9 protein-coding genes are annotated in these 11003 nt (G+C 50.2%); 5 read left to right on the plus strand and 4 right to left on the minus strand.

Translation table 11 applies throughout. The features are described 5' to 3' along the window. Positions 1-107: 107 nt before the first annotated feature. A complete protein-coding gene (locus VB741_RS25280; RefSeq protein WP_323368000.1) occupies positions 108-536 on the minus strand; it encodes a hypothetical protein in 429 nt (142 codons plus the stop codon). Positions 537-922: 386 nt separating this feature from the next. Between VB741_RS25280 and VB741_RS25285 the strand changes: the two genes are divergently transcribed. From VB741_RS25285 to VB741_RS25295, 3 genes are read left to right on the plus strand one after another with little or no spacing between them, the layout of a single operon-like run. Next, positions 923-1108, plus strand: a complete 186-nt coding sequence (locus VB741_RS25285; RefSeq protein ID WP_323368001.1) for a hypothetical protein — start codon at positions 923-925, stop codon at positions 1106-1108. A 50-nt stretch (positions 1109-1158) separates the two neighbouring features. After that, positions 1159-1494 carry an NfeD family protein gene (locus VB741_RS25290; protein WP_323368002.1) on the plus strand — a complete coding sequence of 112 codons (336 nt, stop codon included), beginning with the start codon at positions 1159-1161 and terminating at the stop codon, positions 1492-1494. A 59-nt stretch (positions 1495-1553) separates the two neighbouring features. Next, positions 1554-1784, plus strand: a complete 231-nt coding sequence (locus tag VB741_RS25295) for a hypothetical protein (RefSeq protein WP_323368003.1) — start codon at positions 1554-1556, stop codon at positions 1782-1784. Positions 1785-2116: 332 nt separating this feature from the next. Here the strand turns inward: VB741_RS25295 and VB741_RS25300 are convergent, their stop codons facing one another. Beyond that, positions 2117-2620 (minus strand): hypothetical protein, encoded by a 504-nt coding sequence (locus tag VB741_RS25300; RefSeq protein ID WP_323368004.1) that lies wholly within the window; start codon positions 2618-2620, stop codon positions 2117-2119. Positions 2621-2968: 348 nt separating this feature from the next. Here VB741_RS25300 and VB741_RS25305 point away from each other — a divergent pair, with 348 nt between their 5' ends. Continuing rightward, on the plus strand, positions 2969-3973 hold the full coding sequence (locus tag VB741_RS25305; protein WP_323368005.1) for a hypothetical protein: 1005 nt from the start codon (positions 2969-2971) through the stop codon (positions 3971-3973). Positions 3974-4080: 107 nt separating this feature from the next. On the opposite strand, the gene VB741_RS25310 is transcribed toward VB741_RS25305, so the two are convergent. Both VB741_RS25310 and gshB read right to left on the minus strand, forming a co-directional pair. Next, complete coding sequence (locus tag VB741_RS25310; protein ID WP_323368006.1) at positions 4081-5130, minus strand: ABC transporter substrate-binding protein; 1050 nt, start codon at positions 5128-5130, stop codon at positions 4081-4083. 61 nt (positions 5131-5191) lie between these two features. After that, the gene (gshB, locus tag VB741_RS25315; protein ID WP_323368007.1) at positions 5192-6151 is read right to left on the minus strand and encodes a glutathione synthase; all 960 of its coding nucleotides are present in this window, start codon (positions 6149-6151) and stop codon (positions 5192-5194) included. Between the two features lie 120 nt (positions 6152-6271). Between gshB and VB741_RS25320 the strand changes: the two genes are divergently transcribed. Beyond that, positions 6272-10555, plus strand: a complete 4284-nt coding sequence (locus tag VB741_RS25320; protein WP_323368008.1) for a leucine-rich repeat domain-containing protein — start codon at positions 6272-6274, stop codon at positions 10553-10555. Positions 10556-11003: the final 448 nt, after the last annotated feature.

Consider the following 11003-nt stretch of genomic DNA (forward strand, 5'->3'; position numbering starts at 1 on the left):
CCGACGACGACGCTATGGGCTGCGATTCAATTTGATAGCGGCACTCTACAATTATGAACTCAACCTTGCCGAAGACTGGCAGCAAAATACAGCAATTTAGCACATAATCATTTTTGCAAGAGGTCTAGTAACTTACAGCCGGAGCTAAGGGTATTGACTAGACGAGCCAGTAAAGGCGTTTCCAGTGAATTGTCAGATTGTTTAGAAACGGTTAGATTAGGAACCGTGGACAAACGACTTTGGTTTTGGACCCAGCTTCGGTGGCGTTGTTCCACCACCTGCTTGAACTTTGCTTTCCCAAATTTTCCGCTAATGGACCAAACGGCACCTAGAAGTTTCCACACATTGTACCCATATACTCCCCGTAGAGTGTTTGGGGCATAGCCCATTTTAGTTGCCATTTCCTCATAGGACAGTTCTTGCCAGGTGTAGCGAAGTATATCGGCTTCAACTTGGTTTAGGGAATGGCCTCGATGGGCTTGAACATCAGTATTGATATAGGATAGAACCGCTTCAAAATCTAACTCAGACTCCATAGATTTTCAGTAGACACACACAACCCTCGTATCTTCAGGAGTCTACCGTAAGTCATATGACTTTTTAAGATGTCTATATGACTTTTTAAGATCTATACATACTGACTTTAATATGACTTTATTAGCAAAAGTCAGGTAGCTAAGGGAAGTACTACATGACTAATTGCAACCATAGTCGTTAGTAAACCTGACTTATGTCGAATGGACTTCAAGACTTTTGGGGGTTTCAAATAGCCTTTGCCCTTGGCATGATGTAATCACAAAGCAAAAAGCTTTGAAGTAAACCTTGTCCATGTCCAGAACTGTAGTTTTTTCGTTGGGAAACCTCCAGGTTTCAACTTGGACATGGTTTACGTCAAAAAAATATCAAACAGGGAAATACTATTATGCCTCCTGAAATGTTCATCGGTTTAAGTTTAAGTGGTTTGCTCATTTTGATGTCTGGCAAATCACCGGCCCCTAAATCTGAAAAACCTGAGAAGAAAACAGTTGTGACTTTCATCCTCCCCGACTGTGACGATGGGGGAACGTTTATTGGCAAAACCCAATCAGCCACCTTTGAGAAGCGTTAAACCGTAGCCCAGTTGGAAGCGATATTAGCGATATTTAAGAGGACACAGGTATGTCTATCCGTTTATTTTGGCAGTCGCTCTTCCGCATTGACACTAGACCTGCTCATGACCAATTCTTGGTTTTTATAACAGCCCAGGGCAAGGTGATTGAGCCTATTGGTCCTGCGAACGTGACCGGACGCGTTCAACTCCAGGGGGTTTCCTGGTTGGCTCGCTGTGGGGATACTTTGCTGTATCCCTTGCCGGTCGGCACCCCGGTTAAAGTGATTGACAGAGTGGGTCTGACATTAATTATCAGACCGTTAGCAATGTCGGTGACTTGGGTGAATCAGTTGCCGTCCGTAGGTCTTATGGTGTCGTCTATCCATCAAAAAACGGCGGCGTAGTGGTTACTATTTCATGTCTGATTTCTCATGTCTGATTTCTAATTATCCAAGAGGTATTCATGCGTAAATCTCATCATCACCTGCGTTTATATTATCTCCTTGGCAAACTACTTCAAGGGTTTCTTATTCTGTTGTATAGCTTTCTCATTGTCTGTTTGTTACTGGTTATTGCTGTTAATATGGAAACAGCCGAAGTGTTTTTGTTTGCCATTGGTCCATGGATCTTGAAACTAGGGTTTACCTTTGGTTGCGGTGTAGCCATACTTTCATTATTTGAAGCCCTGTCATAGAACAATTTGATAACAGCGTTATTCCTCTGTTATTTCTTTATGCTCTAGCAATATGACCATCTTATTTGGAGCAGCCGTTAATGCATTCTACCTGAATACACGAAACAGTGAACATCAAGCAGATGGCTGTCAAAGGATTTGCAGTATTGTTTTCTGGATTCTTGTTAAGCTGTGCCATGGCAGAGGTTTGATCTTTCAAATTATGGGACGCTGCTTGGAGATATGGCTAAATCTTACTGATGGGAAGTGCGATCGCATCTCCATCTACACCAGAAACTCATCCTGCCCGACCAGCCGCCAAGGACCATGCCCCAGCGGCTCTAAAGCTCTATCTAAATCCCTATAGTGATTTCAGAAATGGGTTCGCAGCAATAGATAGACAGCTTGCAAGCGACTTCAACCGCTTCACGGGGAGTATGGCCCAGGTGTAGGGCCGCCTTTGCAAAGTCTTCCCCGGCACCGACGGCTTCAAATTCGGGGACTTCGTAAATATCGAGGCCACCATAGGTGCGAAATAGTTTTTTGTCGTAGGCGATCAGATAGTCATTTTCCGGACTGTGGCCCACATCGCGTTTGTGGATCCATTCCCGAAATTCCACAAAGTAGTCAATCACCGATAGCCGGTGACCGTCCACGGGGCGGTGGTTACGGCTGAATAGCTCCATCATAGTGCCTTCGTAGCCGGTGCCTGTACTACCGATGACCATTTCATTTTGTTGAAACAGCTTATTGTAAATAACTTCCTTATCGGTGGCCTTGAGGTAGCCTGCCACCAGAATGGAATCAGCAGCAAAGGTAATGGCGTCTTTCGTTTTACGAGCAGCAATGACGGTCATGGAGCAGCTAAATAGTACGAAAGCTACTTTAGCAGGAAAATATATCCCATGGTGCTGCTGATTTTCAGAATGATTTGATCTGACCGAATCCCCGTCCTAGGGCATGTCTAGGAGATGAAGGGTGGTCCTCATTTATTTTCAGGACTGACAGCAGTTGTTGTTGGTTGTTGAGGTCTGATGAATCCACCCAAGCAAATCTATTTAAGCCTACCCGCAATGCCTATAACCGTGGCTTAAGGGGATAAATCAATAGAACTGTCACAATAACTGTCACACGAATCTAAGGTTGGAGGAGCCTAGCCGATTACAATTCTGAAAGCGTAACCTTAGTGACCATTAGTGACCAGAATGACGCCTGAGTGCCTGGATCAGTTTTTTCCAAAGTCCCAGCAGCAGCAGTATGTGCAACGGCTGCTGGGACGGGTGGGTCTGACTCGCCGTCGGGCGGACTGTTTTGTGCGGCTGTGGGCTTATTTGCAGCTGAAGCAAACGGATATTGCTGAACCATTGGAGCAGCTAAAGCCGATCGATCTGTGGGTGGATTGTACCTGTCGTGAGGCGGCGGCACTGTTTTATGCGGAGTCGGAACGGGGGAGCGAACGGTCTGCGGGGATGATGTTGGATAAGCTGATGGCGCTGGGGCTGATTCAAAAGCAGTTTGATGGGAATACGATTGCGATCGCAATTCCCCAACCCCCAGAACTCCACCAGATCCAGGCCCAGCCGGTGGATGTCTTTGCTGACCAGTTTGACCCCCGCTGCGACGCCATCCCGGTAGCCAATCTGTTAGCCAGCCGTTACAACTGGATGAACAATAACACTACAGCAGTGCCCTACCGCATTAGCGAACTGCTGCGACAATGGGCCGAAGGGTACAGCCGGGGGATGCGCGTACTACGCCGGAGTGACAATTTAAACCCGGTGGGCTTTTGCTTGCTGTACCCCACCGCCCGTGATGCTGAGATTCACTTCTTTGGGCCGCCCACCAAGGGGTTACACCTCAGCAGCATGGCCACTGACGATCTCTTTACCCTAGCCCCATCGGGGGATGACACCTGTCGGTCTGTTTTTATCCGCAGCTGGAATGTTTTGCCTGAATATGAGGATCAGTCGCTGTTGTTGCTGCAAGATACCCAGACGACATTGCGGGCAATGCAGCAAGACTATCCGAATCTGTGCGATGTCCATACGTTGATTATCCATCGCCACTATGAACCCCTGGCTAAGGCGTTAGGGTTTCAGAAGACGGGGTTAGATAGTCAGGCGGCAGTGTATTGGATGTATTTGGCGTTGGATCGGTTTTTGGGGATTGATATGGAGGATTTGCCTCGGGCGGCATTAAATTTATCGTGAGACTGGTTAAAAAATAATCGTGGTTTTAAATCGTGTCCAAGTTGAAACCTGGAGGTTTCCCACGGAAAAAACTACAGTTCTGTTCGTTTTTTGATGGTCCCTAAGCACTATTTTTGGTAGTAGTCGGTGCCCTTGTTGACGAAGTCAAGGGTGAAGGCTTTGGTATAGTCGGTATCTGCTTTAAACACACCGGCGGCGGCCATGTCTGCGAAAAATGACTTCCAGCGTTCCTCGGTCATGGCTCCAATGCCTTGAGATTCAGCCTCCCCTGAGATGGCAATGCCATACTCCTGCATTTTCTCCAAGCTATAGGCCAACTGCTCGTCGGTCATTTCAGGATTATCTTGCTTAATCAGTTCATTTCCCAGGGTGGGATCTTCAAAATAGCTGTACCAGCCTTTAATGGACGCATCCACAAAACGCTGCACCAAGTCAGGGCTCCCATCAACAATCTCCTGACGGGTTTCGATTGTTGTCGCATAGGGATTATAGCCATTATCCGCTAGGAGAAAGACAACGGGTTCGAAGCCCCCTTCCTTGGCAATGGCTAAGGGTTCTGAGCTGAGATACCCCTGCTGGGCCGATGTTTTGTCGGCCAAGAATGGCCCTGGGTTGAAGTTATAGTTGCGCTTCATGTCGTCGGTGAAGCCATATTTTGCGGCTAAAAAGGGCCAGTAGGTAACATTGGCGGCCTTGGAGATAAAAATAGGTTTACCCTTGAGGTCCGCCAGGGTTTGAATGCCCCGGTCGGGATGGGCGGTGAGAATTTGCGGATCTTTTTGGAAAATGGCAGCGACGGTTACCTTGGGAATGTTTTCTTCCACTGCTTTGATGGCGTCGGAGGCATAGCCCATGAAAAAGTCTACTGCTTTGCCCATCAGTAGCTGGGTGCCATTCACCTGGGGACCGCCCATTTGGATGGTGACGTCTAGGCCATAGTCTTTGTAAATACCTGCCGCCACTGCTTGGTAGAAGCCTCCATGTTCGGCCTGGGCATACCAGTTGGTGCCGAAGGTGACGGTTTGGAGTGCTTCTGGTGCTGGTGTTTCAGCTGTTTCGGGAGCAGGGTCAGAGGGGGTGCCACAGGCGGCAATGAGGCCGGTGGTGGCGGCTAGGGAGCCGTATTGGAGGAGGTGGCGGCGGGTGAAGTGGGGCATGGGAGATGCTTTGGGAAAGGGAGTAGGGGAGCAGGGGAGAAAGGGGGAAGGGGTTGGATCTTTATGGGGTGAGGGATTGGATGACTTGATGGCCAAGTTTGACGGTGTTTAGGCGATCTATTTCGCGAATGCCGGTGGGGCTGGTGACGTTTACTTCGGTCAGGTATCCACCAATAATATCAATGCCGACGAAGATCAGGCCATCTCGCTTTAGGGTAGGGGCCAGCTGCCGACAGATGTCTAGCTCTCGGTCGGTGATGTCTACTTTGGCACTGCGGCCGCCGACGGCCATGTTGCCGCGAAATTCTTTGCCGGTGGGGATGCGGTTGACGGCTCCTAGGGGTTCGCCGTTGAGTAGAATGATCCGTTTATCGCCTGCTTTGGCAGCGGGTAGATAGGCTTGCACCATGACGGGTTCTTGGCCCTGGTGGGTGCTGATTTCAATCATGGAATTAAAGTTGGGGTCCTCGGTGGTGAGGAATAGAATCCCTTCGCCGCCTTTGCCGCCCAGGGGTTTGAGGACGGCTTTTCCACCGCTGCGTTCCACCATGTCACGGATGACGGCTTTATCTTGACTGACGATGGTGTCGGGGATGGCTTCGGTAAATTGTAGGGCATACATTTTTTCATTGGCGTTGCGGATGCCCTGGGGGGAGTTGATCACCTTGGTTTTGGCGGGGTCAACGTAGTCGAGGATGTAGGTGGCGTAGAGGTAGGGCACGGTGACGGGGGGGTCTTGGCGCATGAAGACGGCGGCCATGGTGTCGAGGGGCTGCCATTGGGGGGTGCCGAGGCTGTACCAGTCGGGGACGGCGTCCCAGCGGTTATCGCCGAGGGTGACGGGGGTGAGGGTGACGGGGGTGAGGTGGGCCATGGCTTTGCCAGCGACGACGCCCATGTGTTCCATTTGGGTGATGTAGACTTGGTGGCCCAGTTCCTGGGCGGCTTCCATGATGGCGACGCTGGTGTCGTGGCCGGGGTCTAGCTTGGTGATGGGGTCAATGATAAATGCAAATTTCACGGGTAGGCAGTTAAGTGGGTCCGTTTGATTTTGCCACGATTGCTAGGGTTTGGGATGGTTTAAGGGACATTGATGGATGGGTTGGTTATGCTGTGGAAAATGGTGATGGGGTTGGGGTAAATGGGTCTGGAACGGGCGCTAGGGCTGATTGAGGATGCGGCGGCGAGGAAGCTGAAAAAGTTGGACCTGTCGGGGTTGGGGCTGTCGGAGCTGCCGGAGGAGCTGTGGCAGTTGACCCAGCTGAAGGTGTTGGTTTTAGGCAAGTATGATTGGGCTAAGCGTAAATATGTGGGCAATCGGCTGACCCAAATTCCGCCTGAAATTGGGAATTTAAGCTCGCTAACGGCACTTTACTTGGCGGAAAATCAGTTAACCCAGCTGCCGGAGGAATTGACAACCCTGACAAATCTGCGTTTTTTAGAGTTGTCAGAAAATAAGTTAGGGCATTTACCCCAGCGCTTAGGAAAACTGTCCAAACTACGATCTTTAAAGTTAGGCAATAACCTACTCAGTGAGCTACCGCCCGAGATTGTCCAACTCACCGCTCTGACCAAGCTAGGTCTCAGGGGCAATAAACTGACCGAGCTACCGCCCGAGATTGTTCAGATCACCGCTCTGACCTTGCTAGACCTCAGTAGCAATCAACTGAGGGAGCTACCGCCCGAGATTGTCCAGCTCACCGCTCTGACCTCGCTATACCTCGATGACAATAAACTGACTGAGCTACCGCCCAAGGTTGTCCAGCTCACCGCTCTGACCTTGCTAGACCTCGATGACAATAAACTGACTGAGCTACCACCCGAGATTGTCCAGCTCACCGCTCTGACCGAGCTATACCTCAGTAGCAATCAACTGAGGGAGCTACCGCCCGAGATTTTCCAGCTCACCGCTCTGACCTCGCTAGACCTCAGTTTCAATCAACTGAGTGAGCTACCACCCGAGATTGTCCAGCTCACCGCTCTGACCGAGCTATACCTCAGTAGCAATCAACTGAGGAAGCTACCGCCCGAGATTGTCCAGCTCACCACTCTGACCAAGCTAGGTCTCAGTAGCAATCAACTGAGGGAGCTACCGCCCGAGATTGTCCAGCTCACCGCTCTGACCGAGCTATACCTCAGTAGGAATCAACTGAGGGAGCTACCGCCCGAGATTGTCCAGCTCACCGCTCTGACCAAGCTAGATCTCTGGAGCAATCAACTGACTGAGCTACCGCCCGAGATTGTCCAACTCACCGCTCTGACCAAGCTAGATCTCTGGAGCAATCAACTGACTGAGCTACCGCCCGAGATTGTCCAGCTCACCGCTCTGACCAAGCTAGATCTCTGGAGCAATCAACTGACTGAGCTACCGCCCGAGATTGTCCAGCTCACCGCTCTGACCAAGCTAGACCTCGGTTTCAATCAACTGAGGGAGCTACCGCCCGAGATTGGACAGCTCACCGCTCTGACCGAGCTTAACCTCAGTAGCAATCAACTGAGGGAGCTACCGCCCGAGATTGTCCAGCTCACCGCTCTGACCGAGCTTAACCTCAGTGACAATCAACTGACTGAGCTACCGCCCGAGATTGTCCAGCTCACCGCTCTGACCGAGCTTAACCTCAGTGACAATCAACTGACTGAGCTACCGCCCGAGATTGTCCAGCTGACCGCTCTGACCGAGCTTAACCTCAGTAGCAATCAACTGACTGAGCTACCGCTCGAGATTGTCCAGCTCACCGCTCTGACCGAGCTTAACCTCAGTAGCAATCAACTGACTGAGCTACCGCCCGAGATTGTCCAGCTCACCGCTCTGACCGAGCTTAACCTCAGTAGCAATCAACTGACTGAGCTACCGCCCGAGATTGTCCAGCTCACCGCTCTGACCTCGCTAGGTCTCAGTAGCAATCAACTGAGTGAGCTACCGCCCGAGATTGTCCAGCTCACCGCTCTGACCAAGCTATCCTTCAGTAGCAATCAACTGAGTGAGCTACCGCCCGAGATTGTCCAGCTCACCGCTCTGACCTCGCTAGACCTCAGTAGCAATCAACTGACTGAGCTACCGCCCGAGATTGGACAGCTGACCGCTCTGACCGAGCTTAACCTCAGTGGCAATAAACTGAGTGAGCTACCGCCCGAGATTGTCCAGCTCACCGCTCTGACCAAGCTATACCTCAGTAGCAATCAACTGAGTGAGCTACCGCCCGAGATTGTCCAGCTCACCGCTCTGACCGAGCTATCCCTCAGTAGCAATCAATTTTCATCTATTTCTAGTTTCATCAAACAATTAGTCAGCCTTAAAACCTTAGATTTCCGAGGCAATCCCTTGCCGATCCCCCCCGAAATCCTGGGTCCAAAAAACATGTACAAAGATCCAGCGGATGTGGCGAAGATTCTAGAATTTTACTTCTCTTTAAAAGAAGAAGACGGTAATACCCCCCTCTACGAAGCCAAACTCCTCATCGTCGGGGAAGGTGGCGCGGGCAAAACCTCCCTCGCTAAAAAAATCAAAAATGCTGACTACCCACTCCAAGACTCAGAACAATCCACCGAGGGCATTGACGTCATCCGCTGGGAGTTTCCCTACTCCAACGACATTACCTTCCGCACCAACATCTGGGACTTCGGCGGCCAAGAAATTTACCACACCACCCATCAGTTCTTCCTCACCGAACGCTCCCTCTACATCCTCGTCGCCGACACCCGCCAAGACAACACTGACTTTTACTATTGGCTCAAGGTGATCGAACTGCTCGGCACCAACAGCCCCGTTATCATCGTTAAAAATGAAAAACAAGAGCGTCAGTGCAATGTCAACGAACGCCAGCTGCGGGGAGAGTTTCTAAACCTAAAAGCAGTCCTAGCTACCAATCTAGAAACCAATCGCGGCCTAGACGAAATCGAAACCACCATTCAGCAACACATCTCTGCCCTCCCCCACGTGGGCCAGGATCTACCCAAAATCTGGGCCAGGGTCCGGGCCGCCCTCGAAAACTACGCCCAAAACCGCAACTACATCACCCAAGCAGAATACTTCGACATCTGCCGCCGCAACGGTTTCAAAGATAAACAATCCATGCTGTTTCTCAGCAGCTACCTCCACGACCTCGGCGTCTGTCTCCACTTCCAAACCGACAAAATCCTTAAACATACCGTCATCCTCAACCCAGAATGGGGCACCAGCGCCGTCTATAATGTCCTAGATACGGACCAGGTAAAGACGAACCTGGGCTGCTTCACCAATGCCGATCTAGAAGCCATTTGGCACAAAGGCGACTACGCTGACATGCGCGACGAGCTACTCCAGCTCATGCTCCAGTTCAAAGTGTGCTACGAAATTCCCGGCAAACAGGGCAACTACATTGCCCCCCATTTGCTAGCCACCGAACAGCCTGCCTATGACTGGGATATCACCAATAATCTCGTACTGCGCTACAAATACGACTTCATGCCCAAGGGCATGGTCACCCGCTTCATCGTCGAAATGCACCGCTTCATCGAAGACAATACCCTCGTTTGGAAAACCGGTGTGGTGCTCAACGATAGGGCCGCCCGCGCCGAAATCACCGAACATTACCCCACCAACGAAATTCGCATCCGCGTTGCCGGTGCTCAGCGCCGAAATTTACTCACCATCATTCGCCACGAATTCCAAAAAATCCACGACTCCTACGAACGCCTCAAATACCAAGACCTCATCCCCTGTAACTGTTCTGAATGCAAAGATACCGAACAACCCGAAGGCTATCCCTACGACACCCTACAAAAAGCCCTAGCCAAAGGTAAATATGAAATCGAATGCCGTAAAAGCTTCGAAGATGTCAACATCCGTCGTTTAATCGATGACGTTATTGACCCCACCGAATTCATGGAGCAATCTGACCTGGATGAGGGGAAATATGGCCGTTTTGAAAGAGATAAATCTAGACTAAAATCATCTAGACCCAAGCCAGAGCCAATCCAAAAATCTCCACCCACCCCCATGCGGAACAAAATCTTTATTAGCTACAGCCATCAAGATACAGAACTCTTTAATGAACTCAAAATCTGGCTCAAACCCCTAGAACGCTCTGGTAAGCTTAACGTCTGGGACGATACCAAAATCGAACCCGGTCAAGTGTGGCGTGAAGAAATAGAACAAGCCTTAGCCTCAGCAAAAGTCGCAGTACTCTTAGTCAGCCCTAACTTCATCGCCTCCGACTTTATTGATAACAATGAGTTACCCCCCCTGCTAAACGCAGCGGAAAAAGAAGGCCTCACCATTCTCTGGATACCCATCAGTTATAGCCCTTACAAAGACACAGAGTTTGAAAAATACCAAGCAACCCATTCTCCCCAAGAACCGTTAGACACCCTCGAAAAACCCATGCGAAACAAAGCCTGGGAAAAGATTTATCAAAAGATTCAGACTGCATTTAACCCCTCCTAAACACACTGCCCCCTAGTTCCGTCTCCTCACACCCAGGCTTTGCCTGACCCCCCAGAGGATCTGCCTCGGGCTAGTGGCAGATCCTCCGACGCAGCCTCAGTGACGACTATCTGAGCCTGCTTCAGTTTTTTCTTAATCACTGTTGTTTTATGCGATCGCAAGTGCCAGAACGCACCGACAAAAGTCCGAAGCAATTACTGAGCCGTAATTTCTTAGGACGAGGCTCAGACGGTGGCATGGAATGAAGGTAAAGGAGCAGATGGTCAATAAATCCTAAGCAGCACCAGCCGTATATAGGAGGGATGATTATACTGAAAGTTTCCGTAACTACTCAGGCTTAAAAAATTAGAGAGTTTTCCCAGGTTACAGAGATTATCAGCTAGCGTAATCCAAATATAGGAATTGGTAACCTCCTTGAGCAAGCCCAAGGGTCGCATCAAACTCAGTG

Source organism: Leptothoe sp. PORK10 BA2 (assembly GCF_034932105.1).
Classification (GTDB): Bacteria; Cyanobacteriota; Cyanobacteriia; order Phormidesmidales; family Phormidesmidaceae; genus Leptothoe.

Coding starts and splice junctions, on each gene's coding strand:
- VB741_RS25285 (WP_323368001.1), top strand. CDS start 923: ATGCCTCCTGAAATGTTCATCGGTTTAAGTTTAAGTGGTTTGCTCATT.
- VB741_RS25280 (WP_323368000.1), bottom strand. CDS start 536: ATGGAGTCTGAGTTAGATTTTGAAGCGGTTCTATCCTATATCAATACT.
- VB741_RS25295 (WP_323368003.1), top strand. CDS start 1,554: ATGCGTAAATCTCATCATCACCTGCGTTTATATTATCTCCTTGGCAAA.
- VB741_RS25300 (WP_323368004.1), bottom strand. CDS start 2,620: ATGACCGTCATTGCTGCTCGTAAAACGAAAGACGCCATTACCTTTGCT.
- VB741_RS25320 (WP_323368008.1), top strand. CDS start 6,272: ATGGGTCTGGAACGGGCGCTAGGGCTGATTGAGGATGCGGCGGCGAGG.
- VB741_RS25310 (WP_323368006.1), bottom strand. CDS start 5,130: ATGCCCCACTTCACCCGCCGCCACCTCCTCCAATACGGCTCCCTAGCC.
- VB741_RS25305 (WP_323368005.1), top strand. CDS start 2,969: ATGACGCCTGAGTGCCTGGATCAGTTTTTTCCAAAGTCCCAGCAGCAG.
- VB741_RS25290 (WP_323368002.1), top strand. CDS start 1,159: ATGTCTATCCGTTTATTTTGGCAGTCGCTCTTCCGCATTGACACTAGA.